A 25,812-nucleotide genomic window follows, 5' to 3' on the forward strand; every position below is an offset into this window, starting at 1 on the left:
AAAATGCGGACAAGATTTCAAGGTTCTGATCCGCGCAGGAGGCATAGCAGATGGGTTTTCCCGGTACATGGATGACCGAGAGTGAAAGCATGGTGTACCGGGTGGTGCCGAAATGTGCCTGCTCGACCATTGGCCAGATCATGTACTACTCGGATCATGGCCGCTTCTTTGACGGTGATATCCATGACGCCAAGGATGGGATGCACAAATGGGCCTTTGATGGCAGTAAGGGGCCGATCTCGGACAATGTCAGGTCTCATGCGTCTTACGCGTTCACATGCGTGCGCAATCCCTACACGCGGATTCTCAGCTCGTTTTTTGACAAGATCTGTGGGATTCAGCGCAACGGAAAACGGTACCGCGGGAACCTGGTGCCGACGCTGATCTATAATTATGGGATTGAGGTTGGCGGCGATGACGGCAAGGGCGAGTTCGACCAGATTGCCAGCTTTCGTCGGTTTCTGCTGTTCGCGCGGGACACGATCCGCTGGCGCAGACCGATGGACCCGGATATTCATTGGTCGGCCATGTCAGGCCATGTCTCGACCTTTATCGTCAACGGCGGGCGCTATGACCGGATTTTCTGGACCGAAGCCTTCAACGAAGGGATGCAGGATGTCCTGAACCATCTGGACACGCCGCACGATGTGGACCTGTCCCAGATCCCGCGCTTCAACGAATCCGAGGGCCACGGCCCCAAGCGCGCCCATCCGGTCGAGGATTACTTCGATGATCTGTCGATGCATCTGGTCTACGAAATCTACAAACAGGATTTCGAGCTGTTCAAATACGATTTCGAGAACCCGGTCAACAAGATGCCAATCGGCGAGATTGATCTGGACGAGGTCCACGCCAAACTTGGCGATTGAAGAGCAATACGATGCATCTGTTTAGAACATGATTTGCACGTGAGTGCCTGCATTGAGCCCAGAGCAGAAGTTGCGAAAGATGTGTTTTTCGACCAGTTGATTGGCTCTGGCAACAAACAAACTGATTGACCCAAGTCAAAGAGACACTTTGCGCTGCTCAATAACTTAATCAGAAAATGTCTGGGTAAGCCTTTCCCTAAAGTCTTAGATTTCAACACTATCTAGGAGCAGATGTATGCGTTTTCTGAGAAGTGGTACCATCGCGGTCTTTGTCCCGGCATTCGTATGCGCGACGGCCTCTTATACACAAGCAGACACAGTGGTTAGTCACATCAAAACTATGCGGGATTATGACCTGGTGGAAATCGATGGAAAGCCGCCAATACGCCCCCTCAGGTTCTACATTGGCGAGAACTCCGCATTCGCAATTTGTGGTCATTGTCTTTGTGCTACAGGCGTTATGAAAGGTCGCTATCCCAAGTTAAGGATCAAACCAACTTCCGCTTCGCCAGCATGCGCCTGGGGTTCTCCTGGAATTGATGCGGATTCACCCATGGTGCAAAAGTTTCTCAGTATGAAACAGGTTAGTTCGGAAGAAAGCAGCTTGGTATTCGTTGACGGTAAAGGTGGCGAAATGCGCTTTGAACTGGGAGGAGCGAACCTGAGCCCGCCATAACATGCTGAATGGCCGAATTGTCCGCACAACAGAACAAAAACGGCCTACCGGATAAGTAGGCCATTTATGTTGAGCGGCGTCTAACTCAGACCTGACGCACAGCTCCTTTAGCCGCGCTTGTGGTCAGCTTGGCATAGGCTTTCAGCGCCGTGGACACTTTGCGTTTGCGCGGTGCCGCCGGCTCCCAGCCTTTCTCGTCCTGCTCGGCGAGGCGGGTGGCCAGTTCTTCGTCCGACACCGCCAGATGGATCGAGCGTTTGGGGATGTCGATCTCGATCTTGTCGCCTTGGTGCACCAGACCGATGACGCCACCCTCGGCCGCTTCGGGCGAGACATGGCCGATCGACAGGCCCGACGTGCCGCCCGAGAACCGACCGTCGGTTAGCAGCGCGCAGGCTTTGCCCAGACCTTTGGATTTTAGATACGAGGTCGGGTAGAGCATTTCCTGCATCCCCGGCCCACCGCGCGGACCTTCGTAGCGGATGACGACCACGTCGCCCTCTTTCACCTTGCCGGTCAGGATGTCGTTCACCGCCTGATCCTGGCTTTCGCAAACATAGGCCGAGCCGGTAAAGGTCAGGCTGGCCGGGTCCACACCGGCGGTTTTCACAATACAGCCGTCGCGCGCGATATTGCCGAACAGAACGGCCAGACCGCCATCTTGGCTGAACGCGTGTTCCTTGGACCGGATCACGCCGCCCTCGCGGTCGGTGTCCAGCTCTTTGTACCGGTTCGACTGGCTGAAGGCCTGCGTGGTGCGCACGCCGCCCGGCGCGGCTTTGAACAGGTCTTGCGCCTTGGGGTTGTTGGCGACCTTGATGTCCCAGTTGGCAATCGCCTCGCCCATGGTGCCGGAATGTACGGTGCTGCACCCCTCGTGCAGCAGACCGGCGCGGCTGAGTTCGCCGAGGATTGAGAATATGCCACCGGCGCGGTGGACGTCCTCCATATGCACGTTCTCAGTATTGGGCGCGACCTTGCACAGACACGGCACTTTCCGGCTGAGTCGATCCATGTCGGACATGTCGAAATCCACGCCGCCCTCATGCGCGATGGCCAGCAGGTGCAGCACGGTGTTGGTCGAGCCACCCATGGCGATGTCCAGCGACATGGCGTTCTCGAACGCGTCAAACGTGGCGATTTCGCGGGGCAGGAAGCCCTTTTCGTCCAGATCATAGTGGCGCTTGGTGATCTCGACGATGCGGCGGCCTGCTTCAAGGAACAGCTCTTTGCGATCCGAATGGGTGGCTAGCGTCGAGCCATTGCCCGGCAGGGCCAGACCCAGCGCTTCGGCCAGACAGTTCATCGAGTTTGCAGTGAACATGCCGGAACACGACCCGCAGGTGGGGCAGGCATTTTCTTCGATGTGCTGAACCTGTTCGTCGGTGAACCGGTCATCCGCGGCAGCAACCATGGCGTCTACAAGGTCGATTTTCTTGGCGTCCAGATCGGCGATGTCGATCTTGCCGGCCTCCATCGGCCCGCCCGAAACAAAGATTGCAGGGATGTTCAGGCGCATGGCGGCCATCAGCATACCCGGCGTGATCTTGTCACAGTTCGAAATGCAAACCATCGCATCGGCGCAATGTGCGTTGACCATGTATTCGACCGAATCCGCGATAACCTCGCGCGAGGGCAACGAATACAGCATCCCGTCATGGCCCATGGCGATGCCGTCATCCACAGCGATCGTGTTGAACTCTTTGGCGACGCCACCGGCCTTTTCAACCTCGCGCGCGACCATCTGGCCAAGGTCTTTCAGGTGAACGTGACCGGGCACAAATTGCGTGAACGAGTTGACGATGGCGATGATCGGTTTGCCGAAATCGTCATCCCCCATACCGGTTGCGCGCCACAGGCCGCGGGCTCCGGCCATGTTGCGGCCATGTGTAGAGGTTCTGGATCGGTAGAGTGGCATGACGCTGTTTCCCTATTGCCTCGGGTTGCATGTCTTGGGGTTTGTACGTTATAGCGCACGTATCACATGTGCGCTATAACGCACAAGAGGATTCGAAAGACGAACGACATGGCACCGGATGAAATAACGCTGAAACTGCGGGATGTGCGCGCGGCCTCGGGGCTGAGCCTGTCGAAGGTGGCCGAGATGACAGGCGTCAGCAAAGCCATGCTGGGCCAGATCGAGCGTGGTGAGTCCAGCCCGACCATCGCGACCCTATGGAAGATCGCCAAAGGGTTTCAGCTGCCGCTCAGCGCGTTGATCGGATCGTCCGTTCTGCGTGACCCGGCGGATGCCAGCCTGTTCCGAACCGTGACTTTCCCCGGCAGCATCGAGGTCAAGATTGTCTTTCCTTATGACCCCGCCCTGGGAGCCGAGACCTTTCACGTTGATCTTGCCCCAAACCAAAGCCACGAATCCGCCGCCCATGCCGCAGGGGTGACCGAAGAGGTATTCGTTCTGAATGGATCGCTTGAAATTCTGCGCGATGGCGAATGGGTGCCTTTGCGGGCCGGACAGGGGCTGCGTTTTGCCGCCGACTTGCCGCATGGCTATCGCGCCGGGCCCGAGGGGGCCGCGTTTTTGAATATGCATCACTACGCGCGGGTCGCATCCGTCTGAAGGTCTTAGAAAAGGGGCTCTAGTGGCAGATTTCATCACCTCACTCACGCTGGCGGATGCCATCGGGTCTTTCGGGGCGCTTGTCGTTGTGGCCGCGTATTTTGCCACTCAGATGCGGATGATGAATTCAGACGATCTGGCCTTCCCGATCCTGAACCTCGCCGGGTCCATCCTGATCGTGTATTCCCTGCTCGAGAATTTCAACCTCGCCTCTATGCTGATCGAGACATTCTGGATCTTGATCAGCCTGATCGGTATTGTGCAGTTTTTCCGCCTGCGCCGCACAAGGTAGCTGTTCTGCCGCCCATCCAGCCTTGAACCCGCATTCGCGCGCGTATAGGGAAAACGCAAGCGCGCGCAGCGGAGGCCCAGATGCAGGACGATCCGAAAACCCTCGTTTCCACCGAATGGCTTGCAGCCCATATGAAAGACCCCGATCTGCGGGTATTGGACGGGTCGTGGTACCTGCCGCAACAGCAGCGCGACGCCAAGGCTGAATATGATGCGGCCCATATCCCCGGTGCGCGGTTCTTTGATATAGACGAGATTTCGGATGCGCGGTCCGACCTGCCGCACATGGCTCCTCCGGTCGAGAAATTCATGTCGCGGATGCGGGCGATGGGTGTCGGCGACGGGCATCAGGTCGTGGTCTATGACGGCGCAGGCCTGATGTCGGCGGCACGGGTCTGGTGGCTGTTCCGCCTGATGGGGCAAGAGAACGTGGCCGTTCTGGACGGCGGCTTTCCCAAATGGCAGGCCGAGGGTCGCGAGATCGAGGATTTGCCTCCTGTGATCCGGGACCGTCACATGACAGTGCGCGTGCAGAACCATCTGGTGCGGGATGTGACGCAGGTCTCGGCCGCAGCCAAGCTGAACGATCACGAAATCATCGACGCCCGCGCGGCCGCCCGCTTTGCAGGCACCGCGCCCGAGCCGCGCGAAGGGCTGCGTTCGGGCCATATTCCGGGGTCGCGCAACGTGCCTTTTGGCGAATTGCTGAACAAAAATGGCACGATGAAATCAGCTGAGGAGTGCCGCGCCGTGTTCGAGGGCGCTGGCGTTGATCTGTCGAAACCCGCCATCACCTCATGCGGGTCGGGCGTGACCGCCGCGATCCTCAGCCTTGCGTTGGAACGCATGGGCAAGAAAGACCATTCGCTTTATGACGGCTCCTGGGCTGAATGGGGTGCCTTCCCGACCCTGCCCGTCGCAACCGGAGAGAACTGATGTTCGAGAACCTCAAACCGCAGCCTGCCGACAAGATCTTGGCGCTGATGCAGATGTACCGCGACGACCCGCGCGATCAAAAGATCGATCTGGGCGTGGGCGTCTACAAGAATGCCGAAGGCGTGACCCCGGTGATGCGCGCCGTCAAGGCCGCCGAAAAGCGCATTCTGGAAGAGCAGGACAGCAAAGCCTATACCGGTCTGGCTGGTGATCCGGCCTATGCCGATGCGATGATCGGCCTGATCCTTGGCGATGCCGTGCCGCGCGGCAATATCGCTGCCGTGGCGACCCCCGGGGGCACCGGTGCCTGTCGTCAGGCGTTTGAGATGATCCGCATGGCCAACCCTGAGGCCCGCGTGTTTGTGTCGAACCCAACATGGCCCAACCACCTGTCGATCCTGAGCTATCTGGGCATCGAAACCGTCCCGTACCGCTACTTCGACGGCGAGACGCGCGGCGTCGATTTCGACGGCATGATCGCCGATCTGAAAACGGCCAAGGCGGGCGACGTGGTGCTGCTGCATGGCTGCTGCCACAACCCCACCGGTGCAAACCTGAACATGGTGCAGTGGCAAGAGGTCGTGGACTTGATCAATGCGCAAGGCCTCGTGGCGATGATCGACATCGCATATCAAGGCTTTGGCGATGGTCTGGAAGAGGACGCGCAGGCGACTCGTCTAGTGGCCTCGTCGGTCAAGCGTTGCCTGATCGCGGCCTCCTGTTCCAAGAACTTCGGCGTCTACCGCGAACGGACTGGCCTGCTGATGGCGATCAGCGATGACGCGGCGCAGACATCGCTGAACCAATCGACGCTGGCCTTCCTGAACCGTCAGAACTATTCCTTCCCGCCTGACCATGGCGCGCGCGTTGTGACCACGATCCTGAATGACGACGCCCTGCGCGCCGACTGGGCGGCAGAACTGGAAGAGGTGCGCCTGTCGATGCTGGGTCTGCGCCAGCAACTGGCGGACGAGCTGCAACGCCTGACAGGTTCTGACCGCTTTGGTTTTGTTGCTCAGCACCGAGGCATGTTTTCGCGCCTGGGTGCCGCGCCGGAACTGGTCGAGCAACTGCGGGTCGATCACGGCATCTACATGGTGGGCGACAGCCGGTTGAACATCGCCGGTCTGAACGCAACGACGGTGCCGATTTTGGCTAAGGCGATTGTTGACGTCGGCGTCTGAGGCCCTTTCAAAATCAAGCAAAGCCGCGCTTTCCTGCGCGGCTTTCTTTTTGGGAAAACAAAAAAACCGGGCGCGAACGCCCGGTTTTGATTTGAATACTCTCGAGTCTTAGCCCTTCGAGAACTCGGGGTAGGCTTCCATACCCAGCTCTGCCATGTCGAGGCCGTTGATCTCATCCTCTTCGCTAACGCGGATGCCAACGGTGGCTTTCAGGATACCCCAGAGAACCAGTGCACCGACAAAGGTGAACACACCGTAGGCCGCGATACCCAGCAGCTGTGTGCCCAGCGAGGCCTCACCGTAGAAGATCACGGCGATAGTGCCCCAGATGCCTGCGAACAGGTGAACCGGGATGGCACCGACAACGTCGTCGATCTTGAACTTGTCCAGCATCGGAACCGCGAATACTACGATGATGCCGCCAACCGCACCGATCCACAGCGCGCCGAACAGGGTCGGGGCCAGGGGTTCAGCGGTGATCGAGACCAGACCGGCCAGCGCGCCGTTCAGCACCATGGTCAGGTCAGGTTTCTTGTACAGAACCTGCGTCAGGATCAGGGCTGCTACAGCACCCGAGGCTGCGGCCATGTTGGTGTTGGCAAAGATGCGCGACACGTCCGATACGTCACCCACGGTGCCCATCGCCAGTTGCGAGCCGCCGTTGAAGCCGAACCAACCCAGCCACAGGATGAACGTCCCCAAAGTGGCCAGCGCCAGGTTCGAACCGGGCATCGGGTGCACTTTGCCGTCCTTGTACTTGCCGATACGCGGGCCAAGGATGATTGCACCGGCCAGTGCCGCCCAGCCACCGACCGAGTGTACTACGGTCGAGCCTGCGAAATCAGAGAAGCCAGCCTCAGACAACCAGCCGCCGCCCCACTGCCACGAGCCCGAGATCGGGTACAGGATACCAGTCAGAACAACGACGAAGATCAGGAAGGGCCACAGCTTGATCCGCTCGGCGACGGCACCTGACACGATCGAGGCGGTTGCCGCAACGAATACAAGCTGGAAGAAGAAATCCGAGCCGATCGAGGCATAGTCAAGCGCCGCTGCATCGGAACCAATACCCACTGGATCAAGCACGGTCGGACCACCAATGGCAAAGAAACCATTGAAGTCGCCGGGATACATCGTGTTGAAGCCGACCAACCAATACATGATCGCCGCTATGGAAAAGAGCGCGATGTTTTTGATCATCTGCATCGCCACGTTCTTGGAACGCACAAGGCCGCCTTCCAACATGGCAAACCCGGCCGCCATGAAGAAGACCAGGAAACCGGCCATCAGGAACAGCAGAGTGGTGAAGATATAGCCCACGTCCTCCATCGAAGAAGGCGGGTCATTCGCGAATGCAGCCGCCGGAAAGGCGACCAGCACAGCGGCTGTGGCGAGAATTCGGTTTAGTTTCATTTGATATCTGTCCTTTTACGGATGGGCGCGGATTACAGCGCTTCCTCGTTGGTTTCCCCGGTCCGCACGCGCAGGGCCTGCTCGACGTCGAGGACGAAAATCTTGCCGTCGCCGATCTTGCCGGTCTTGGCGGTTTTGGTGATGGTTTCGACGATCTGATCGGCCATCGTGGCGGGCACCACGATCTCCAGCTTGATCTTGGGTACGAAGTTCACGGCATATTCTGCGCCGCGATAGATTTCTGTGTGACCCGATTGCGAGCCGAAGCCCTTTATTTCGGTCACCATCATGCCGCGCACGCCTGCTTCGGTCAGTGCCTCGCGCACTTCCTCGAGCTTGAACGGCTTGATTGTCGCAATGATCAGTTTCACGTTGATCCCCTCTGCTTCCCCGGTCTGTCCGGCTTGTTTGCACTCGCAGCAAAAAAGCGTGCTCGGGTGCTGTAGGAAACGTCCCGGGTCTGCGAAGAGGGGGAAAATTGTGGCAAGGTGCACAATTTTTGCACAAATAGTGCAAAACGATTAAAAATTATGCATTCAAGAGAGGGAATTTACCGGTAATTCTGACCTCAACTTCATCGGTACGGCAGGGTATGGTGCGTCAAAACGATAATCGGGCAGAGTTCGGAAATGACTGAGTCCAGGCGCCGCAAGACCCCTCTGGTCGCGGATAAAAGATACCCGTCCAAGGGCCGCAAGCCCAAGACGACCAAGCGCGCGGCCAAGCCAGCGGGCAAGAAATCTGTTGCGCGCAAAACCACCTCGCGCAAGGCCACGCGTAAGAAAACACGAAAGAAATCCGGTGGCGAGGGTGGCGGAATCTTCCGCCGGATGTTCCGCTGGCTGTGGCGTCTGGTCTGGGGCGTGACCTGGCGCGTTGGGGCTGTGTGTGCGCTGCTATTGGCGCTGGCGATCGGCGTTGTCTACTCAACGCTGCCCAATGTCGATTCGCTTTTGGACGGTCGTGCGCGCGGTTCGGTCACGATGCTGGACCGCGATGGTAAGGTTTATGCGTGGCGCGGGGATCAGTTTGGTGGGGTCATCACCGCCGATACCGTGTCGCCGCATCTAAAACATGCGGTCATCGCGACCGAGGACAAACGCTTCTATCGCCATTTCGGCGTCAGTCCCCGTGGCGTTGCCAGTGCTGTGCGCATCAACCTCAGCGAAGGGCGAGGGCCGTTGTCGGGCCATGGCGGGTCGACCATTACCCAGCAGACGGCCAAGCTGTTGTGTCTTGGCGTGCCCTACGATCCCGCCGAGTGGGAGTCCGAGGCCGCGTATGAGGCGGATTGCCGTCAGGGTTCGCTCTGGCGCAAGGCAAAAGAGGCCGTCTATGCGATGGCGATGGAGGTCAAGTATTCCAAAGACGAGATTCTGACCATTTACCTGAACCGCGCTTTTCTTGGGGCCGGTGCCCGTGGGTTCGAGGCTGCCAGCCAGCGTTATTTCGGGATCTCGGCGGCCGAGGTTTCGCCGTCCGAGGCAGCGATGTTGGCAGGGTTGCTGGTCGCGCCCACACGCTATGCTCCGACGAACAACCTGCAACGCTCGCAGGATCGGGCGCGACTGGTCGTCGGGCTGATGGAGGACCAGGGATACCTGTCCACCGCGCAGGCTAGCGAAGCCCGCGCGCGCCCGGCGGTTTTGTCGGATGCTGCTGCTGCCCGCGCAGGGGGGTATTTCGCCGATTGGGTCATGGCCAGCGGACCTGAATTCTTTACCCGTAATACGACTGAGGATGTGGTGATTCGCACCACGCTGGATCAGCGCATCCAGACATCGGCAGAAGAGGCGCTGAAATACATCTTTCAGGAAAAGGTGCGCGAAGGGTCCAAGGCGCAGGCCGCCATTGTTGTGATGTCGGCCGATGGGGCGGTGCGCGCCATGGTTGGCGGGCGCAAGACCCGCGTGTCGGGGGCGTTCAACCGCGCCACGCAGGCGCTGCGACAGACCGGGTCATCGTTCAAGCCGTTCGTCTATGCCACGGCGCTGGAACTGGGCTATTCGCCGTTGGATACGGTGATGGACGAGCCTTACTGCATCGATATCCCCGGCTCGGGCCAGTGGTGTCCCAAGAATTACACCAACAAGTTCTATGGTCGGGTGACACTGGCGGATGCCCTGAAGAACTCGTTGAACATCCCGGCGGTGAAAGTGGCCGAGATTTCAGGGCTAGAGAATGTGCGCACCGTTGCCAGCGAATTCGGTATCGCCAGCGATCTGGCCGAAGGCCCGGCACTGGCATTGGGCGCGTCTGAGAGCACGCTGATCGAGATGACGGGCGCCTATGCGGGTATTTTGAACGGAGGCTCTGCGGTTGAACCTTATGGCCTGACCGAGCTGAAGCTGTTGGGTGACGATACCCCTGTCATGGTGACGACAACCGGTATTGGTGAGCGTGTCATAAATGACAAGGCGGCCAAGCAACTGACCTGGATGATGGAGCGTGTGGTGTCCGAGGGCACCGGTGGGCGCGCCAAACTGCCGGGGTGGCAGGTGGCAGGCAAGACCGGCACCACGCAGGCGGCGCGGGATGCTTGGTTCATTGGCTTCACGGCGGATTATGTGACCGGTGTCTGGATGGGGTATGACGACAACACGCCGCTGTCTGGCGTCACAGGCGGCGGCCTGCCCGCCGAGATCTGGAAAGAGACGATGGTGCGCGTGACCGAAGGGATGACACCCACCCCACTGCCCATGCTGGCCCCGGACCCGCCGGTGCGAACCGAACAGCCTCGGCAGCAGCGCCGCAGGCAGAACAACGGGTTTGAGAAGGCCATCAACAACCTGCTGAACAATATATTCGGCAACTAAGTCACAAAAAAAGGCGGTGCGCTGGGCACCGCCTTTTCTACACGTGGTGAGGCGAAATCAGACGCTTTCGTTCAGTGCGGCCAGAATGGCGTCGCCCATTTCTGTGGTCGAGACCGGCTCAACGCCCTCTCCGGCCAGCAAGTCGGCGGTGCGGACACCATTGGCCAGAACCTTCTCGATCGCGGCTTCCAGGCGATCGGCCTCATCCCCTTGGTCAAAGCTGTAGCGCAGCGCCATGGCAAAGCTCAGGATACAAGCAATCGGGTTGGCCTTGCCCTGACCCGCGATATCGGGGGCCGAGCCGTGGACGGGTTCGTACATCGCCTTGGGGCGGCCGTTGGCCATGGGCGCACCCAGCGAAGCGGATGGCAGCATACCCAGCGAGCCGGTCAGCATCGCTGCACAATCCGACAGGATATCGCCGAACAGGTTGTCAGTGACGATCACGTCAAACTGCTTGGGTGCGCGCACCAGCTGCATCGCGCCGTTATCGGCATACATATGGGACAGCTCGACCTCGGGGTAGTCCGCTGCGACACGGTCCACGACCTCGCGCCACAGGATGCCCGATTCCATCACGTTGGCTTTCTCCATCGAGCACAGCTTCTTGTTCCGGCGCATCGCCAGTTCAAAGGCCGAGCGCGCGGCGCGTTCGATCTCGGACTCGGTATAGCGCTGGGTGTTGATGCCTACACGCTCATTACCTTCGTTGAAGATGCCGCGCGGCTCGCCGAAATAGACACCCGAAGTCAGCTCGCGCACGATCATGATGTCCAGACCGGCCACGATGTCTTTCTTCAGCGACGAGAAATCCGCCAGTGCGTCAAAGCACTGGGCCGGGCGCAGGTTGGAAAACAGGTCCATTTCCTTGCGCAGGCGCAACAGGCCGCGCTCGGGCTTTACGCTGAAATCCAGATCGTCGTATTTCGGGCCACCCACGGCGCCCAGCAGAACCGCGTCCACCTCTTGCGCCTTGGCCATGGTTTCGTCCGTCAAAGGCGTGCCATGCGCGTCATAGGCGGCACCGCCGACCAGATCCTCGCTCACGTCAAAGTGAAGGCCGCGCTTGTCGCCGAACCAGCCGATGATTCTGCGCACTTCGGCCATAACTTCCGGGCCAATTCCGTCTCCGGGCAGGATGAGGAGCGAGGGGTTGGACATGAAAGGTCTCCTTGCGTTTCGTCGCACAGGCCCTAGCGTCTGCATCGCATCGGGTCAATGAGACGATCCCGCCAAACCACGAGGAAAACACATGCTGACACCCGGAAACCCGGTTCCCGCACTGAAAATTGAAACCGTCGCCGGTGGGGACTTCGATCTTGAGCGCGACAAGGGCGAAAACGGCACGTTGGTGATTCAGTATCGCGGGTTGCATTGCCCGATCTGCATTCGTCAGATGGGCGAGGTCGAAGCGGCGTTGGATGACTTTGCCGAACTGGGGATCGAGGTGGTAATGATCACCACGGACACCGCCGAGCGCGCTGCTGAAACGGTTGAAAAAGCGGGCGTGTCGCGCCTGCGTGTGGGTCACAGTCTGCCTATGGCCGAGGCGCGGGAAGACTGGGGGCTGAACATCTCGGAAGGACGTGAAGGGACTGCAGAGGCCGCGTTCTTCGCCGAGCCGGGACATTTCTACATCTCGCCCGACCGCAACCTGTATTTCGCCTGGCAGCAGACCATTCCCTTTGCCCGCCCCGCCATTGCCGATATTGCCGGAGGCATCAAATTTGCGCTGAACAACGGCTATCCCCCGCGCGGCACCTATACCGGTGCCCTGTAGGTGGTGGTGGATGGGCCTTCTGGATCAGCCAGAGGGCCCAAACGCGTCCGAAAAGGCGGCGCGCAGCCATTCGACCGTGACCTGAACCCGTTTGTATCCGACTGTGTCGGGGTTGAGATAGAGGTTCAGGCTTCGGTTAAATTCGGGCCGGCCTGTGCCCACACGCACCAGATCGTCGCGCCCTTTGGCCAGACACATCGGCAACAGACCCTTGCCGACCCCTGCGGCGACGGCTGAAACCAGAACGCTGGCATCGGTGGCGGTGACGCGCATGGTTTCGGTACTTTTGCTCAGCCGCTCGACAGCCCGGCTGATGATCGGGCGACTTGCTTCTTCGTCAAAAAAGGCGACCCAATTGGCAGGGGGTGTGTCCAGATGCGCCGCGCGGTATACGGCATATGGCACCTGACCAAGCGTGACGGTGTATTCCGCAGCTTCGGGTGGAACCTCGAACCACATCTGGATCGATGCTTCACCCGAGACACGCGCAGACGGTGCGCGGGTCATCAGTCGCAGATCCAGCCCCGGATTGGTGGCCAGAAAGCGATCCATGCCGGTCATTGCCAGCCGTTGCATTGTCCATGAATTTCCAACCAGCCGCATCACGCCTACGGCGCTGGCCTGCGATTGCGAAATCTGGTCGGTCATCTGGTGATAATGTGCCTCGATCTGTTCGGCCTGCCGGATCGCGATGACGCCCGCCTCGGTCGGGACAAAGCCGGATTTAGAGCGCACGAACAGGATAACTCCCAGCTCTTTTTCAAGCGCAGTCAGACGCCGCCCCATCGTCGTCGCGTCGACGTCAAGCGCGTGCGCCGCGCCGGTCAGTGAACCGGCCCGACCAATGGCCAGAAGCACTTTCAGATTGTCCCAATTCATGTCAGTTACCTGCAAAATTGCATGATCTTGATGCAGTTTAGTGCCTTTTTGTCAGCAGAAATCAAATCTAAATTCAGGCAATCCAGAAGAGGCACTGCACTTTCCAAAGTTCACAGTGGGTTATGAGTTTTCTTTTTGGGGTGTTGGGGTCTGTTCTGGATCCCGTGATAAAGGACAAGTGAATGCAAGTTTTTTCGAAAGTTTGGACTACGGCGGTCTGCCTGACATTTGTGGCGGCGTGCAGTCAAACCGAGGCTCCGCAGCCCATTCAGGCTGAGCCGATTTTCAACAAGTATGGTGACGTTATCGGATGCTCGGACGGTTCATCACCCGCAGGTACGGCAACCGAGCCCTGTGTGCCGCCGCCGCCTCCACCGGAAGGCTGTGATGATTCCTCGGTTGCTGGAACGGCGTCTGTTCCTTGCACCCCTCCGGGGGAAGAGCGTGATCCAAGCGACAGTTCGACATCCGGCGGTGGGCGTGACCCTGACGGAGGGCGCGATCCAAGCGACAGCACCTCGACCGGAGATGGGCGTGACCCAACGGGGGGGGCGTCCGCACCCGGCACGCCGCGCACGTAAGTTTTTCGATTTTTAAGTCTGTATAGTAACGAGTCTGTCCGGGTAATTGACAATCCTCGACCTGAAATTGGGCCACCGCTTGGTGGCCCTTTTTTCTTCAGTCCATGTCTATGTCGACCCAGACCAGCCGGTGGCGGCTGGCTTTTTCGGCCGCGTCCCGCTCTGGCGTGCCCGGTTTGGGCCAGTACACGCCCGCGCGCTGCACGGTCCAGTGGGCCGAGGGCAGAACATAGTCGACCCTCAGATCCCCGACCGCTTTCCATGTGACCGTAGTCAATGCACCGGTAGGGTCCTGCGGACGCGGGTCGGTCAGGCGCGGGTCGGTCAGCAGGCTGTGGATCGCCAGTTTGAGGCCTTCACCCTGCGTCGGATCCTGGTTTGCATCCCCGGCGATGATGAAAGGGCCATTGGGGGCCTGTCCCAGATCGCCATCCAGAACTGCGCGCCACAGCATGATCTCATCATGATTGCGCAGACCATTGCGATCCTCTGGCCCATCAAACACCGGAGGGGCAGCATGGAAGGTCATCAAAGTTAGCGGCCCTTGTGGGGTTTCTATTGGGACCGCCCAATGGGCCACGGACGAAAGTCGCTGGATGTCCTGCGCGTTGGTGGAGGGGAAGGGTCGCCCATCGACCAGCGGCAACTTGGCATTCGGCAGGTCGCGCCAGCGCAGCGCGGTAAATTCCTGCACCTGATCCGTGGTGATGGGATAGCGCGACAACACTGCCATCCCCGCTTGACCGGTGAACCGGCCCCAGCCCTGGGCATCACCGGGCCCTGATGTGCGGCCATCGCCATCCATATCCAGCCCGGTTTCCAGGCCAGAGTTCGGCTGGGCGGCATAGATATGCGGATAGCTCAGCCCCTGTGATGACACTTGCGTGGTCAGCGCCCGGATCGTCTGACCGTTCAGGTCCCAGTCGATCCCCTGCAACGCGACGATATCGGCCTGAACCGCCAACAGGACCTCTACCACCGCTTGAACCTGTGCTTCGCCGCGCTGGATATCGCGCAGCAACAGTCCAGGCCCGTCGCGGCTGAGTTCGGTGTTGAAGGTGGCCACGCGTAAAGGTTCTGCCTGCGCCATGATCGGCAGCAGCAGAAGGATCAGGGCACGGATCATGCGGCCTGAGTGGACTCGGTTGTGGAGTAGGCGCGGCGTTTTTCGACGATCAGGTTGGCAATCCGCAAAGTCGCCATCCCGCGCATGATCATGCTAGCGGGCAGGAAGGCCCATGCGCTCATCGTCCAGATCAGGGTTTGCGGGTTATTAAGCGAGATGGGATCGGCGTATTCCGTCAGTATCTTGATCAACGCCGGGATCAGGAAGGGCAACAGCACCCCGATCGAGATGTTCAGCCGTCCGTCCCGTTGCAGCCGGGTGACGACGTCGCCGCCCTTGGTCGGGTCGAATAGCGGTAGATTTGTCCAGACATTGAATGCACCGTTGCCGGTTGGCCAACCACGCAGCTTCACCGCATAAGCAAAAGCCGCGATGGTCGCCAAGGCGGCGACATAGGCGACGCTGGCGGAAATACGCACTAGCTCGGTCAGTGGCGCACTTGCCCCTGACGGCAGGATCAGGACGATCAGGCGGACCGGAGAATAGGGGAAGTCCACGATATTCGCGATACCTAGGCCGACCGAATAGAAAACCTCGGTCAGGCTGGTGGGCATATAGGCGTTCTTGCAGATCAGCGTCAGGAAGGTGACCATTGTAACTAACCCGACAAAGCGCAACCGGTTCACCGGCGGCGCATCGCGGAATTCGATAAAGCTGGGAAAGGCCGAGTTATATTCGGCAAAGGTCAGAAAAAATGCGAGAATGGCGAGAAAGACGACGATCTCGGTCCCATTCGTTGACGATACGGGCAGATACAACGCGGGGGTCAGCACCACAAGTGCAACAAGAATGCCCCGAATTGCCGCCCCTGTTGTGCGCGCAATCACTTTCCGAACCCTTTCAAACTGGACGGGCCGATCTTTGCCGACTTCATTCCAACTTGTGCCCGTCATTGATTATTTTGACGGATGCCTCATTAGCGCCAACATTGACCCCCCAAGGCAATTCGCTCAAGCCAAGGTGCAGAAAACACGCCATTTGAGGCAAAAAGATGGCAAAACTGGTGCTGGTTTGCATCATTCCTGACGCAAAACCGTCGTCTAGTTTAAGGTCACCGCAACATGTTGTGTTTGCTGAATTTCAGACCCCAAGAATGCGAAAGGGACCGCCGAAGCGACCCCTTTAAGTTGCATTGCATACGATGTCTAAAAGAATCACACCCACGGACGCGCCTGAGAGGCGTGCTCTTCGAATTTGTCGATATGATGTTCTTTTTCCATCGACAGGCCGATATCGTCCAAACCGTTCAGCAGGCAGTGCTTGCGGTGAGGGTCGATGTCAAATTCGATCTCGACGCCGTCCGAGGTCGTGATCTTCTGATCTTCCAGATGCACAGTCATGCGGGCGTTCTCGCCCTTGTGCGCGTCATCCATCAGAACCGCATGATGCTCTTCTTCGACGACGATGGGCAGGATGCCGTTCTTGAAGCAGTTGTTGAAGAAGATGTCCGCGAAGCTGGTCGAGATCACAACCTTGATGCCGAAATCCTTGATCGCCCAGGGCGCGTGTTCCCGCGACGAGCCGCAGCCGAAATTGTCGCCTGCCACCAGAATCTCGGTGTTGCGATAGGCGGGTTTGTTCAGAACGAATTCTTCATTCTCGCCGCCATGGTCGTGATAGCGCATCTCGTCGAACAGCACGACGCCAAGGCCAGACCGTTTGATGGTTTTCAGGTGCACTTTGGGAATGATCATATCGGTGTCGATATTGATCAGTGGCATTGGGGCGGCCACCCCGTGGACTTTGTCAAACTTTTCCATGTTCACACTCCTGCGGGAGAGGGCCGCGCCCGTGCCCCGCGTTTAAGCTTCTTTCGCTTCTGTTGTTTCGTCTTTGGGTGCGTCTTTGACGTAGAACGCCATAAAGACCAGGCCGAGCCCGTTAAAGATCATCTCGATGCCCAATAGAATGCCCAGCAATTGCAGCATGATCGCAGGCTCGACTGTGGCAAAGCGCCAGATAAGCATCGCCAGGACAATCGACATGATGCCAGAGATCAGCGTGGCCCAGAAATATTGAGTGCCACGCATCTGGAACGACAGGATAACTCGGGCGATTCCGCCTGCCAGAAACAGGATCAGACAAACGGTGGCCAGCGTCAGCGTGCCCTGCAACGGGTGACCCAGAAAGGACCAGCCCAGAAACAGCATCACCACACCCATGATGAGTGACAGGATTTTGTTACCCGTGCCTTCGACGGTAAAGCCGCCGACAACCTGCAACGCGCCCGAGATCAGCAGCAACACACCCGTCACCACCGTTACGGCAATCGACGCCACCGCCGGCGCGCCCAGCACAAAGATGCCAAACACGATGGACAGAAGTCCAAGCAGCAGCCATTTGATCCAGTCACTCATTTGTTCAATCCCTCAAATATCTAGATATGAGGGTACCTTACATCAAGTCTCGGACGTCTGTCAGCCGTCCTGTTAGGGCCGCTGCGGCAGCCATTGCCGGGCTCAGCAGGTGGGTGCGTCCTCCGCGGCCCTGACGACCCTCAAAGTTACGGTTCGAGGTCGCGGCACAGCGCTCGCCCGGTTGCAACTGGTCGGGGTTCATCGCCAGACACATCGAACATCCTGCCAGACGCCATTCGAAACCGGCCTCTTTGAAGATGTCGGCCAGACCTTCTTCCTCGGCCTGCAATCGGACCAGACCCGAACCGGGCACGACCATTGCGCGCATCCCGTCCTTGATCTTTTTGCCTTTGAGGATTTCAGCAGCGGCGCGCAGATCTTCGATCCGGCCATTGGTGCAAGACCCGATAAAGACGGTGTCGATTTCCACGTCGCTCAGCTTCTGACCGGCTTCCAGTCCCATGTATTCGATCGAGCGGCGGGCCGCGTCAACTTTGCCGCCTTCGAAATCTTCGGGGTTCGGCACGGTTGCGGTGATCGGCAACACGTCTTCGGGGCTGGTGCCCCATGTCACCACGGGCGCGATATCTTCGCCGCGCAGGGTCACGACCTTGTCGAAATGCGCGCCTTCATCGGTGTAAAGCGTTTTCCACCACTCCATTGCGGCTTCCCACTGGGCGCCTTTCGGGGCGTGGGGGCGGCCTTTGACGTATTCGAACGTGGTCTCATCGGGGGCGATCAGACCCGCGCGGGCGCCGCCTTCGATCGCCATGTTACAGACGGTCATGCGGCCTTCCATCGACAGATCGCGGATCGCTTCGCCGCAATATTCGATAACATAGCCGGTGCCGCCTGCTGTGCCGGTCTCACCGATCACGGCCAGAGTGATATCCTTGGCGGTCACGCCCGGCTGCAATTTGCCGGTGATTTCCACCTTCATGTTCTTGGATTTCTTCTGGATCAGAGTCTGCGTGGCCAGAACATGCTCAACCTCAGAAGTACCAATGCCGTGGGCCAGAGCACCAAACGCGCCATGGGTGGCGGTGTGGCTGTCGCCGCAGACAACAGTCATGCCGGGCAGGGTCCAACCTTGTTCGGGGCCGACGATGTGGACGATGCCCTGACGGACGTCATGCACCGGGTAGTAGTGAATGCCGAAATCCTTGGCATTCTTGTCCAGCGCCTCGACCTGAATGCGTGATTCCGGGTTTTCGATCCCGTTCACGCGGTCCGGCGTGGTGGGCACGTTGTGATCCGGCACGGCGATGGTTTTTTCCGGCGCACGCACCTTGCGGCCCGCCATGCGCAGGCCTTCGAAGGCCTGAGGGCTGGTCACTTCGTGTACCAGATGGCGGTCGATATACAGCAGGCAGGTGCCATCGTCGGCTTCATGCGCGACATGGGCATCCCAGATCTTGTCATAGAGTGTTTTGGGGGACATCGGTCCTCTCCCGTATGTAATGAGAATTGGCTGGCGAGGTGGCTTAGGCCGCCGATAGGCGGGCCAGAACCGTGCGGGCAGCCCCATAGAACCGTTCGCGCAGACGGGCGCGATCTTCAAGGTTCTGAATCTGGGCTACGGTGAGTCTCATGGCGTCCAGATATATTGCCCATTGCCGTCAATCAAGGTTCAAAACCGCGTCAGGCTTGCATCATGGGGCTGTGCTGTCCAAGCTGCAGGTATGAATCAAGACCTGATCCCCAGCTCGCTGTCGGACCTTTATGACAACATGGTCGCGGGCTTTTCTGTGCAATTCGAAAACCTTCTTGAACTGGTGGTCACGCCGGGCTGGCGTCAGCACCAGCTGGTGATCATTCTATTGCTATGGGCTTTGGCATTTGGCCTTAAGCTTTTCACGCAAGGCCGGTGGGATTCTTGGGCGCGGGCGCGCACTGGGTGGCCCAAATGGCGTTTGCGCGTTTTAGTACAGCTGATGCAGCGCTTGACGCTGGTCTATTTCGTGTTGCTGTCCTGGGCACTGTATCTGGTCATGCAGCAGATCACATGGCCGTCCCGCAGTTATATCATTGGCGTTATCGCGACTTTGGCGACGGCGTGGTTGGCCATAGCGCTGGCGGCGCGACTGGTGCGCAACCGGACGCTGCGGCGGATCTTCAAATGGGCCATGTGGGTCTATGCAACGCTTGTCGCCCTGAATCTGACTGATGACGTGGCCGAGTTTTTGGACGGAGTCGCGATTTCTATTGGAGATCTGCATATCTCGGTGCTGGGGATCATCAAGGCGGCGCTGTTGATCGGTGTTCTGCTGACGTTGGCGCGTGTGGGTACGCGCGCAGCCGAACGTGGTTTGAAAAGCAATGATGACATCACGCCTTCCATGCAGGTGCTATTGGCCAAAGGCATTCAGGTGGTTCTGTATGGGGCCGTCTTCATGGCTGCGATCCGGACGCTAGGGTTTGACCTGACCGGAATCGCGCTGCTGTCTGGTGCGATCGGTGTGGGCATCGGGTTTGGGCTGCAAAAGGTGGTGTCTAACCTGATCTCGGGAATCATCATCTTGATGGATCGCTCGATCAAGCCGGGCGACGTGATCTCGCTGGGGGATACGTTTGGGTGGATCAACGCGCTGGGCGCGCGTTATGTCTCGGTCGTGACACGGGACGGGCGGGAATACCTGATCCCGAACGAAGATCTGATTACCAGTCAGGTCGTGAACTGGTCGCATTCCGACAAGTTCGTGCGGCTGGATCTGGAGTTTGGTACCAGCTATGGCGACGATCCCCACAAGGTGCGCGCCACCGCTATCCGTTCAGTGAAGTCCGTGGCCCGCGTGCTGAGTGGCGGTCTACATGAACCGGTCTGCCATATCACTGGATTCGGGGACAGCAGCGTCGACTACGTGCTGCGGTTCTGGATCAGCGACCCAACCAAGGGGCTGACCAATATCCGCGGCAATGTCTACCTAGCGCTCTGGGATGCGTTTCAGGCCGAGGGTATCTCGCTGCCCTTCCCGCAGCGCGAGGTGCGCCTGCTGCCCGACGCAGACCCGCAACAGATCGTAGAGGATTGACGCTGCGTTGATGGCGCGTTCATTGAAATGTTGCATTCCCCTTGTTACCTTATTAGTACCCCGGCGCCGGGATTTGATGGCGCGCAGCAAAGGAGGACTATGTCCTGTCTCTACATACCCAGGCGGGGTTGCCCGCCGATGACGGGGCCAGCGTGATGGCCCACTCTCAGTCAATCAGCGACAAGCTGCTTGAGCGTATCCTTTCCTCACTTTCCGATGACAAGGCCGAAGACGTCGTGCAGATTAACCTGCAAGGTAAGTCTTCTGTTGCGGATCACATGGTGATCGCCTCGGGTCGGTCGACCCGTCAGGTCTCGGCCATGGCGGAAAAGCTGACGGATCGCATCAAGCAGGAATTCGGTTTCACCTCGAAGGTCGAAGGCAAGGACGCCGGCGACTGGGTGCTGATCGATACGGGCGACGTTATCGTCCATATCTTCCGCCCCGAAGTGCGTGAATTCTATCAGCTGGAAAAGATGTGGCTGCCTCAGGGCGGCAGCGCCTCGGCGAACTGAGGCGCTATCCCGGCCTGTATTGAAAGGCCGGAGGCGAGAGAGATATGCGGATTAGCATAGTTGCGGTCGGGCGATTACGCGCCGGACCCGAGAAGACCCTGCTTGACGATTACCTGACACGCTTTGACCGGACCGGACGCGCTTTGGGCCTTGGTCCTGCGCGGGTGATCGAGGTTGAAGACAAGAAAAACGCTGGAATGGGCGCCGAGGCGACGCTGCTTCGCAAGGCGCTGCCCAAAGGCGCGGTCATCTGTACTCTGGACGAACGGGGCCGTGTGATGTCCTCGCCGGAATTTGCCAAAAAGCTGGGCGGCTGGCGCGATGCCGGGCGGCAAGATTTGGCGCTGATCATCGGCGGGGCAGACGGAATAGACCCTAATCTGCGTGCCGAGGCGGATTTTTCGATCTCATTTGGTTCGATGGTATGGCCCCATATGCTGGTCCGTGTGATGCTGGCCGAGCAACTCTATCGGGCCGCAACCATTTTGTCGGGCGGCCCCTATCACCGGGTCTGATATGGCGCAGCTTTTGATCATTTACCATTCGCGCACCGGCGGGGCCCGGCAAATGGCCGAAGCTGCAGCCAAGGCTGCAGGGGATGAGGCGGATGTGGTTCTGAAACCCGCCGATCAGGCCGGACCCGAAGATTTGTTGCAAGCCGACGGCTATATCTTCTGCGCGCCCGAGAATCTGGCCGCTATTTCGGGTCTGATGAAAGAGTTTTTCGACCGCAGCTATTATCCGGTGCTGGGTCGGATCGAAGGCCGCCCCTATGCGCAGATGATCTGCGCCGGGTCTGATGGCGAAAACGCCGCGCGACAAACCGCCCGCATCGCAACCGGTTGGCGGTTGAAAGAGGTGCAGCCGCCGCTGATCATCTGCACCCATGCGCAAACACCTGAGGCGATTCTGGCCGAGAAAACCATCCCCGACGACCAGCTTGAAAATTGCTGCGAGCTGGGTCTTGCCATGGCCGCCGGTTTGCAGATGGGCGTGTTCTGACTTCAGTTCAGGTCGACCACAAAGGTATTTTTGGCCCAGCCATCCGTATTGGTGCGGGCCTGTACCTGCACTTGCGACGTGCCCGCCGGGATCGCCACACCGCTTAGTGAGCGGGTAAAGGGCTGTTCATTCTCATGCGGGTGATGCAGCACGCGCAGTCCCAGCTCTTTCCCCTCCATATCCAGCACACGCCAGCCATCTGCATAGTCATCCCATCCGGTTTCAGGATGTGAGACGGTCACATCGAATCGCCATGTGCCACCGTTTGATTTCGCGGTGACGGCTTCGATCACGGGGTCATCTGCAAGGGCCGGAGTGGCCAGAAGGGCGCTCAGAACAAGATATCTCATGATATGAGCTTAACCTTTTGTGGTGAACTGAGGGATCACGATCCGGTGTTGAGGAGAATTGTGCGGGAATGCGACGCGAATTCACGCCGATAGAGCATAGCCAGCGTGATCACCGTGCCCGCAATCAGCGCATAGGGGCCCAAGATCCATGCAACAGAAGCCAGCGCAAAATAGGTCGCCCGCAGACCACGATTGAAACTACGCGCGGCGGTGACGCAAATCTCGGCCGCTTGGGCGGCGCGTGGATAGGCGGCGGGCTCTTCAGGGTCATTTGGCACAGCCGCCATCAATACGGCGCAATAGCCAAACAACCGGTGTGCCCAGACATATTTTAGAAAAGCATTCGCCAAAAACAGCAGGATCACAAGAATTTTGATCTCCCACACCAGCGCGGGCGCGGTTCCCAGTGCCAGATCCTGCGCCAGCCCGGCCAGGCGCTCTGTGTTGCCCAGCAGAGCTAGTCCACCCCCGATGGCAATCATCGTGGTTGAGGCAAAGAACGTGCTGCCCTGCCGCATCGTGCCGACGACCTGCGCGTCAAACATGCGCGGCTGACGGGTCACCATTTCTTTCATCCAGTCTCGGCGGTAGTCGTCCATGATCATTCCAACCGAGGGCTTGTTCGGTGACGGGTTTTCGATCCGCCAGCCGATCCCCAGCCACGCGCCGATCAGCAGGGCGATACCGACGAAATCCAACGGTGCGAAGGGCATTGATTGATAAATCCAGGACATGCATTGGACCCTACGTTTTACGGGAAAAACTTGCCAGATCGGAAAATTGGTAATATTATTTTACCAAACTGGAGGATCAGCCATGGAAATGCCGACGCCTAACCCTGACGTTCTGCGCCGAAAGGATGCGGTGTTGCGCCGTTTGCTGCAAGTGCTGCCTGAAGACGCCGTTATTCACGACCCGGCCGAGACGCGCGCTTATGAATGCGACGCGCTGACAGCTTATCGTTGCCCTCCGATGCTGGCGGTGCTGCCGTCTACGACCGGCGAAGTTTCGGACGTGCTGCGCATCTGCAATGAAGAGGGGGTTCCGGTGGTGCCGCGCGGCTCGGGTACCTCGCTGGCGGGTGGGGCGTTGCCCACGGCTGACAGTGTTATTCTGGGCATTGCCCGGATGAACGCTGTGTTGGAGACCGACTATGACAACCGCATCATCCGCGTGCAGACCGGCCGCACCAACCTGAGCGTGACCGGCGCGGTGGAGGCGGAAGACTTCTTCTATGCTCCTGATCCTTCATCGCAGCTGGCTTGTGCGATAGCGGGCAACATTGGAATGAATTCGGGCGGGGCGCATTGTTTGAAGTATGGCGTGACCACAAATAATCTGTTGGGCGTCAAAATGGTGATGATGGACGGCAGCGTGGTCGAGATCGGCGGCGCGCATCTGGACGCGGGCGGGTTGGACCTGCTGGGCGTGATCTGTGGTTCGGAAGGGCAGTTAGGCGTTGTGACCGAGGCAACGTTGCGAATTCTGCGAAAGCCCGAGGGTGCGCGGCCCGTGCTGATGGGGTTCGATGATAACGAAGTCGCCGGGCAATGTGTCTCTGACATTATTAAATCGGGCATTCTGCCGGTGGCGATCGAATTCATGGATACACTGTGCATCAAGGCGTGTGAGAATTTTGCGCAGGCGGGCTATCCCGATTGCCATGCTTTGCTGATTGTCGAGGTCGAAGGATCAGAGGCCGAGATCGACTATCAGCTGACCAAAATCATAGAGATTGCCAAGCGTCACAATCCGGTCGAGCTGCGCGAAAGTCAGTCGGCTGAGGAAAGCGCGAAAATCTGGTTGGGCCGAAAATCCGCCTTTGGCGCGATGGGGCAGATGAACGACTATATGTGTCTGGATGGGACCATCCCGGTCTCGGCATTGCCCCAGGTGTTGCGCCGTATCGGAGAGCTGAGCGAGGAATATGGCCTTCCGGTGGGCAACGTATTCCACGCGGGCGACGGCAATATGCACCCGCTGATTCTGTTTGATGCCAACAAGCCTGGCGATCTTGAGAAATGCGAGGCGTTCGGCGCGGAAATCCTGAAGCTGTGCGTGGATGTAGGTGGCTGCCTGACCGGCGAGCATGGTGTGGGCATCGAAAAGCGGGATCTGATGTCGCATCAATACGCGCCAGCGGACCTTGAAGCGCAGATGGCCGTCAAGGATGTGTTTGATCCGAACTGGTTGCTGAACCCGGCCAAGGTGTTCCCGCTGGATGTGTCTGAGGCGCACCGGATTGCAGCCGAGTAAGGGGGCGCTGCCCCCATCGCGGCAAGCCGCGATTCCCCCGAGGTATTTTTGAACAGAAGAAGTGTCATGAGACCTGAAACAGAGGCCGAACTGGCCGAAATAGTGGCCGGGCTGCAGGGCCCCGTGCGAATTGCCGGTGGTGGATCCCGCGGGATCGGCGGGCCTGAGATGACCATCGAAACCGGCGGACTGAGCGGTATTTCCCTGTATGAGCCGGGTGCGCTGACGATTGTGGCGCAGGCCGGTACTCCGGTGGCCGAGGTCGAGGCGGCGTTAGAGGCCGAAGGGCAGCAATTGGCGTTTGAACCGATGGATCATCGCGGTCTGTTGGGCACGAATGGTGCGCCGACCATTGGCGGTGTCGTGTCCGCTAATATCTCAGGCCCGCGCCGCATTCAGGCCGGGGCTTGCCGTGATTTCCTGTTGGGCGTGCGATATGTCGATGGCAAGGGCCATGTGGTCAAGAATGGCGGGCGGGTGATGAAAAACGTCACCGGCTATGATCTTGTCAAACTGATGGGCGGGTCATGGGGCACGTTGGGTGTTCTGACCGAAGTGTCGCTGAAAGTGCTGCCCAAGCCAGAGGCGGTGGCGACATTGGCCTTGCGCGCTGATGATGTCAGCGAGGCTGTTGCGGTGATGTCAGCGGCGTTGAAATCCCCGTTCGAAGTGTCGGGTGCGGCCTATGACCCGCAAGAGATGCGGGTTCTTCTGAGGGTCGAAGGGTTCACGGACTCTGTCGCCTATCGCGTTGAGCAGTTGAAATCGACATTGGCCGGTTTCGGAGAGATTGCTGAGATCGATGGCTCGGTCGAGCGGTGGCAGGCCATTCGGGACGTATCTGCGTTTCATGGTGTGGATGGGGATGTGTGGCGGATTTCGGTCAAACCTTCGGATGCGACCGGGATTGCGCAGCGGATTGGAGCGGATCGAACCCTCTATGACTGGGGCGGCGGGCTGATCTGGGCGCTGGTGCCCAAAGGCACGGACCTGCGCGCACGCATCGGCGCTTTTGAAGGTCACGCGACCCTGGTCAGGGCCGATGCCGAAACGGTTGAGGCCCTGGGGCGGTTTCAGCCGGAAAACGCCGGAATTCAGGCTCTGACACAGGGCATTCGACAGCGTTTCGACCCGCGCGGGTTATTCAACCCGGGTCTGATGGGGTAAACAG

At 59.0% G+C, this 25,812-nt stretch carries 28 protein-coding genes; 15 read left to right on the forward strand and 13 right to left on the reverse strand.

Annotation, left to right across the window (positions count from 1 at the left end):
• Window positions 1–50: 50 nt before the first annotated feature.
• Window positions 51–869 (forward strand): sulfotransferase family protein, encoded by an 819-nt coding sequence (locus ACR0CA_RS11485; protein WP_480899129.1) that lies wholly within the window; start codon window positions 51–53, stop codon window positions 867–869.
• Window positions 870–1,104: 235 nt separating this feature from the next.
• Window positions 1,105–1,545 carry a hypothetical protein gene (locus ACR0CA_RS11490; RefSeq protein ID WP_170771117.1) on the forward strand — a complete coding sequence of 147 codons (441 nt, stop codon included), beginning with the start codon at window positions 1,105–1,107 and terminating at the stop codon, window positions 1,543–1,545.
• Window positions 1,546–1,630: 85 nt separating this feature from the next.
• Here ACR0CA_RS11490 and ilvD read toward each other — a convergent pair whose 3' ends face one another.
• On the reverse strand, window positions 1,631–3,463 hold the full coding sequence (gene ilvD / locus ACR0CA_RS11495; protein WP_480899131.1) for a dihydroxy-acid dehydratase: 1,833 nt from the start codon (window positions 3,461–3,463) through the stop codon (window positions 1,631–1,633).
• Between the two features lie 108 nt (window positions 3,464–3,571).
• Here ilvD and ACR0CA_RS11500 point away from each other — a divergent pair, with 108 nt between their 5' ends.
• The 4 genes from ACR0CA_RS11500 (at window position 3,572) to ACR0CA_RS11515 (ending at window position 6,534) form a co-directional block, all read left to right on the forward strand.
• Entirely contained in the window at window positions 3,572–4,123 is a 552-nt protein-coding gene (locus tag ACR0CA_RS11500; RefSeq protein WP_170771112.1) for a helix-turn-helix domain-containing protein, read from the forward strand.
• 22 nt (window positions 4,124–4,145) lie between these two features.
• Window positions 4,146–4,415 carry a CBU_0592 family membrane protein gene (locus ACR0CA_RS11505; protein WP_170786337.1) on the forward strand — a complete coding sequence of 90 codons (270 nt, stop codon included), beginning with the start codon at window positions 4,146–4,148 and terminating at the stop codon, window positions 4,413–4,415.
• Window positions 4,416–4,495: 80 nt separating this feature from the next.
• The gene (gene sseA, locus ACR0CA_RS11510) at window positions 4,496–5,350 is read left to right on the forward strand and encodes a 3-mercaptopyruvate sulfurtransferase (RefSeq protein WP_480899133.1); all 855 of its coding nucleotides are present in this window, start codon (window positions 4,496–4,498) and stop codon (window positions 5,348–5,350) included.
• On the forward strand, window positions 5,350–6,534 hold the full coding sequence (locus ACR0CA_RS11515; RefSeq protein WP_480859527.1) for an amino acid aminotransferase: 1,185 nt from the start codon (window positions 5,350–5,352) through the stop codon (window positions 6,532–6,534). The genes sseA and ACR0CA_RS11515 overlap by 1 nt, the downstream gene beginning before the upstream one ends.
• A 108-nt stretch (window positions 6,535–6,642) precedes the next feature.
• On the opposite strand, the gene ACR0CA_RS11520 is transcribed toward ACR0CA_RS11515, so the two are convergent.
• Both ACR0CA_RS11520 and ACR0CA_RS11525 read right to left on the reverse strand, forming a co-directional pair.
• Complete coding sequence (locus ACR0CA_RS11520) at window positions 6,643–7,947, reverse strand: ammonium transporter (RefSeq protein ID WP_170771102.1); 1,305 nt, start codon at window positions 7,945–7,947, stop codon at window positions 6,643–6,645.
• Between the two features lie 32 nt (window positions 7,948–7,979).
• Window positions 7,980–8,318, reverse strand: coding sequence for a P-II family nitrogen regulator (locus ACR0CA_RS11525; RefSeq protein WP_058273036.1), 339 nt, complete (start codon window positions 8,316–8,318; stop codon window positions 7,980–7,982).
• Window positions 8,319–8,576: 258 nt separating this feature from the next.
• Between ACR0CA_RS11525 and ACR0CA_RS11530 the strand changes: the two genes are divergently transcribed.
• Complete coding sequence (locus ACR0CA_RS11530) at window positions 8,577–10,763, forward strand: transglycosylase domain-containing protein (RefSeq protein ID WP_170790127.1); 2,187 nt, start codon at window positions 8,577–8,579, stop codon at window positions 10,761–10,763.
• A gap of 57 nt (window positions 10,764–10,820) precedes the next feature.
• Here the strand turns inward: ACR0CA_RS11530 and leuB are convergent, their stop codons facing one another.
• The gene (gene leuB / locus ACR0CA_RS11535; RefSeq protein ID WP_480899135.1) at window positions 10,821–11,924 is read right to left on the reverse strand and encodes a 3-isopropylmalate dehydrogenase; all 1,104 of its coding nucleotides are present in this window, start codon (window positions 11,922–11,924) and stop codon (window positions 10,821–10,823) included.
• Window positions 11,925–12,015: 91 nt separating this feature from the next.
• On the opposite strand from leuB, the gene ACR0CA_RS11540 reads away from it, so the two are divergent.
• Window positions 12,016–12,543 carry a redoxin domain-containing protein gene (locus ACR0CA_RS11540; RefSeq protein WP_170786347.1) on the forward strand — a complete coding sequence of 176 codons (528 nt, stop codon included), beginning with the start codon at window positions 12,016–12,018 and terminating at the stop codon, window positions 12,541–12,543.
• A 24-nt stretch (window positions 12,544–12,567) separates the two neighbouring features.
• Here the strand turns inward: ACR0CA_RS11540 and ACR0CA_RS11545 are convergent, their stop codons facing one another.
• Window positions 12,568–13,422, reverse strand: coding sequence for a LysR family transcriptional regulator (locus ACR0CA_RS11545; protein WP_480551606.1), 855 nt, complete (start codon window positions 13,420–13,422; stop codon window positions 12,568–12,570).
• A gap of 182 nt (window positions 13,423–13,604) precedes the next feature.
• Between ACR0CA_RS11545 and ACR0CA_RS11550 the strand changes: the two genes are divergently transcribed.
• Complete coding sequence (locus ACR0CA_RS11550; protein ID WP_480899137.1) at window positions 13,605–14,003, forward strand: hypothetical protein; 399 nt, start codon at window positions 13,605–13,607, stop codon at window positions 14,001–14,003.
• Between the two features lie 97 nt (window positions 14,004–14,100).
• Here ACR0CA_RS11550 and ACR0CA_RS11555 read toward each other — a convergent pair whose 3' ends face one another.
• The 6 genes from ACR0CA_RS11555 to ACR0CA_RS11580 form a co-directional block, all read right to left on the reverse strand.
• On the reverse strand, window positions 14,101–15,129 hold the full coding sequence (locus ACR0CA_RS11555) for an endonuclease/exonuclease/phosphatase family protein (protein ID WP_480899139.1): 1,029 nt from the start codon (window positions 15,127–15,129) through the stop codon (window positions 14,101–14,103).
• On the reverse strand, window positions 15,126–15,956 hold the full coding sequence (locus tag ACR0CA_RS11560) for a hypothetical protein (RefSeq protein ID WP_170771085.1): 831 nt from the start codon (window positions 15,954–15,956) through the stop codon (window positions 15,126–15,128). The genes ACR0CA_RS11555 and ACR0CA_RS11560 overlap by 4 nt, the downstream gene beginning before the upstream one ends.
• Window positions 15,957–16,283: 327 nt before the next feature.
• Complete coding sequence (gene leuD / locus ACR0CA_RS11565; protein WP_170790125.1) at window positions 16,284–16,889, reverse strand: 3-isopropylmalate dehydratase small subunit; 606 nt, start codon at window positions 16,887–16,889, stop codon at window positions 16,284–16,286.
• A gap of 42 nt (window positions 16,890–16,931) precedes the next feature.
• Entirely contained in the window at window positions 16,932–17,486 is a 555-nt protein-coding gene (locus ACR0CA_RS11570; protein ID WP_170771080.1) for an HdeD family acid-resistance protein, read from the reverse strand.
• Between the two features lie 37 nt (window positions 17,487–17,523).
• The gene (gene leuC / locus ACR0CA_RS11575; RefSeq protein WP_170786357.1) at window positions 17,524–18,927 is read right to left on the reverse strand and encodes a 3-isopropylmalate dehydratase large subunit; all 1,404 of its coding nucleotides are present in this window, start codon (window positions 18,925–18,927) and stop codon (window positions 17,524–17,526) included.
• A 43-nt stretch (window positions 18,928–18,970) separates the two neighbouring features.
• Window positions 18,971–19,078, reverse strand: coding sequence for an isopropylmalate isomerase (locus ACR0CA_RS11580; RefSeq protein ID WP_174819376.1), 108 nt, complete (start codon window positions 19,076–19,078; stop codon window positions 18,971–18,973).
• Window positions 19,079–19,168: 90 nt separating this feature from the next.
• Between ACR0CA_RS11580 and ACR0CA_RS11585 the strand changes: the two genes are divergently transcribed.
• The 4 genes from ACR0CA_RS11585 (at window position 19,169) to ACR0CA_RS11600 (ending at window position 22,035) form a co-directional block, all read left to right on the forward strand.
• Window positions 19,169–20,518, forward strand: coding sequence for a mechanosensitive ion channel family protein (locus ACR0CA_RS11585; RefSeq protein WP_170790124.1), 1,350 nt, complete (start codon window positions 19,169–19,171; stop codon window positions 20,516–20,518).
• Between the two features lie 155 nt (window positions 20,519–20,673).
• Entirely contained in the window at window positions 20,674–21,033 is a 360-nt protein-coding gene (gene rsfS, locus ACR0CA_RS11590) for a ribosome silencing factor (RefSeq protein WP_058276550.1), read from the forward strand.
• 44 nt (window positions 21,034–21,077) lie between these two features.
• A complete protein-coding gene (rlmH, locus tag ACR0CA_RS11595) occupies window positions 21,078–21,548 on the forward strand; it encodes a 23S rRNA (pseudouridine(1915)-N(3))-methyltransferase RlmH (RefSeq protein WP_170771073.1) in 471 nt (156 codons plus the stop codon).
• Window position 21,549: 1 nt separating this feature from the next.
• A complete protein-coding gene (locus ACR0CA_RS11600; RefSeq protein WP_480899143.1) occupies window positions 21,550–22,035 on the forward strand; it encodes a flavodoxin family protein in 486 nt (161 codons plus the stop codon).
• Window positions 22,036–22,037: 2 nt separating this feature from the next.
• Here ACR0CA_RS11600 and ACR0CA_RS11605 read toward each other — a convergent pair whose 3' ends face one another.
• Both ACR0CA_RS11605 and ACR0CA_RS11610 read right to left on the reverse strand, forming a co-directional pair.
• Window positions 22,038–22,385 carry a hypothetical protein gene (locus ACR0CA_RS11605; RefSeq protein ID WP_170786363.1) on the reverse strand — a complete coding sequence of 116 codons (348 nt, stop codon included), beginning with the start codon at window positions 22,383–22,385 and terminating at the stop codon, window positions 22,038–22,040.
• A gap of 35 nt (window positions 22,386–22,420) precedes the next feature.
• Window positions 22,421–23,119: a DUF599 domain-containing protein gene (locus tag ACR0CA_RS11610; protein ID WP_480899144.1), complete on the reverse strand. Its 699-nt coding sequence runs from the start codon at window positions 23,117–23,119 to the stop codon at window positions 22,421–22,423.
• 82 nt (window positions 23,120–23,201) lie between these two features.
• Here ACR0CA_RS11610 and ACR0CA_RS11615 point away from each other — a divergent pair, with 82 nt between their 5' ends.
• Together ACR0CA_RS11615 and ACR0CA_RS11620 are read left to right on the forward strand one after the other, a co-directional pair.
• The gene (locus tag ACR0CA_RS11615) at window positions 23,202–24,641 is read left to right on the forward strand and encodes an FAD-linked oxidase C-terminal domain-containing protein (protein ID WP_480899145.1); all 1,440 of its coding nucleotides are present in this window, start codon (window positions 23,202–23,204) and stop codon (window positions 24,639–24,641) included.
• 66 nt (window positions 24,642–24,707) lie between these two features.
• Window positions 24,708–25,808, forward strand: a complete 1,101-nt coding sequence (locus ACR0CA_RS11620; protein ID WP_480899146.1) for an FAD-binding protein — start codon at window positions 24,708–24,710, stop codon at window positions 25,806–25,808.
• Window positions 25,809–25,812: the final 4 nt, after the last annotated feature.

This window comes from Ruegeria sp. F12 (assembly GCF_056533885.1).

Bases quoted from the DNA above. Each gene is read 5' to 3' on its own strand.
- ACR0CA_RS11620 (WP_480899146.1), top strand. From the start codon at position 24,708: ATGAGACCTGAAACAGAGGCCGAACTGGCCGAAATAGTGGCCGGGCTG.
- ilvD (WP_480899131.1), bottom strand. From the start codon at position 3,463: ATGCCACTCTACCGATCCAGAACCTCTACACATGGCCGCAACATGGCC.
- ACR0CA_RS11540 (WP_170786347.1), top strand. From the start codon at position 12,016: ATGCTGACACCCGGAAACCCGGTTCCCGCACTGAAAATTGAAACCGTC.
- ACR0CA_RS11490 (WP_170771117.1), top strand. From the start codon at position 1,105: ATGCGTTTTCTGAGAAGTGGTACCATCGCGGTCTTTGTCCCGGCATTC.
- ACR0CA_RS11610 (WP_480899144.1), bottom strand. From the start codon at position 23,119: ATGTCCTGGATTTATCAATCAATGCCCTTCGCACCGTTGGATTTCGTC.
- ACR0CA_RS11600 (WP_480899143.1), top strand. From the start codon at position 21,550: ATGGCGCAGCTTTTGATCATTTACCATTCGCGCACCGGCGGGGCCCGG.
- ACR0CA_RS11585 (WP_170790124.1), top strand. From the start codon at position 19,169: ATGAATCAAGACCTGATCCCCAGCTCGCTGTCGGACCTTTATGACAAC.
- rsfS (WP_058276550.1), top strand. From the start codon at position 20,674: ATGGCCCACTCTCAGTCAATCAGCGACAAGCTGCTTGAGCGTATCCTT.
- leuC (WP_170786357.1), bottom strand. From the start codon at position 18,927: ATGTCCCCCAAAACACTCTATGACAAGATCTGGGATGCCCATGTCGCG.
- ACR0CA_RS11605 (WP_170786363.1), bottom strand. From the start codon at position 22,385: ATGAGATATCTTGTTCTGAGCGCCCTTCTGGCCACTCCGGCCCTTGCA.
- ACR0CA_RS11515 (WP_480859527.1), top strand. From the start codon at position 5,350: ATGTTCGAGAACCTCAAACCGCAGCCTGCCGACAAGATCTTGGCGCTG.
- ACR0CA_RS11580 (WP_174819376.1), bottom strand. From the start codon at position 19,078: ATGAGACTCACCGTAGCCCAGATTCAGAACCTTGAAGATCGCGCCCGT.
- ACR0CA_RS11615 (WP_480899145.1), top strand. From the start codon at position 23,202: ATGGAAATGCCGACGCCTAACCCTGACGTTCTGCGCCGAAAGGATGCG.
- sseA (WP_480899133.1), top strand. From the start codon at position 4,496: ATGCAGGACGATCCGAAAACCCTCGTTTCCACCGAATGGCTTGCAGCC.
- ACR0CA_RS11500 (WP_170771112.1), top strand. From the start codon at position 3,572: ATGGCACCGGATGAAATAACGCTGAAACTGCGGGATGTGCGCGCGGCC.
- ACR0CA_RS11485 (WP_480899129.1), top strand. From the start codon at position 51: ATGGGTTTTCCCGGTACATGGATGACCGAGAGTGAAAGCATGGTGTAC.
- leuD (WP_170790125.1), bottom strand. From the start codon at position 16,889: ATGGAAAAGTTTGACAAAGTCCACGGGGTGGCCGCCCCAATGCCACTG.
- ACR0CA_RS11555 (WP_480899139.1), bottom strand. From the start codon at position 15,129: ATGATCCGTGCCCTGATCCTTCTGCTGCTGCCGATCATGGCGCAGGCA.
- ACR0CA_RS11545 (WP_480551606.1), bottom strand. From the start codon at position 13,422: ATGAATTGGGACAATCTGAAAGTGCTTCTGGCCATTGGTCGGGCCGGT.
- rlmH (WP_170771073.1), top strand. From the start codon at position 21,078: ATGCGGATTAGCATAGTTGCGGTCGGGCGATTACGCGCCGGACCCGAG.
- ACR0CA_RS11530 (WP_170790127.1), top strand. From the start codon at position 8,577: ATGACTGAGTCCAGGCGCCGCAAGACCCCTCTGGTCGCGGATAAAAGA.
- leuB (WP_480899135.1), bottom strand. From the start codon at position 11,924: ATGTCCAACCCCTCGCTCCTCATCCTGCCCGGAGACGGAATTGGCCCG.
- ACR0CA_RS11570 (WP_170771080.1), bottom strand. From the start codon at position 17,486: ATGAGTGACTGGATCAAATGGCTGCTGCTTGGACTTCTGTCCATCGTG.
- ACR0CA_RS11550 (WP_480899137.1), top strand. From the start codon at position 13,605: ATGCAAGTTTTTTCGAAAGTTTGGACTACGGCGGTCTGCCTGACATTT.
- ACR0CA_RS11520 (WP_170771102.1), bottom strand. From the start codon at position 7,947: ATGAAACTAAACCGAATTCTCGCCACAGCCGCTGTGCTGGTCGCCTTT.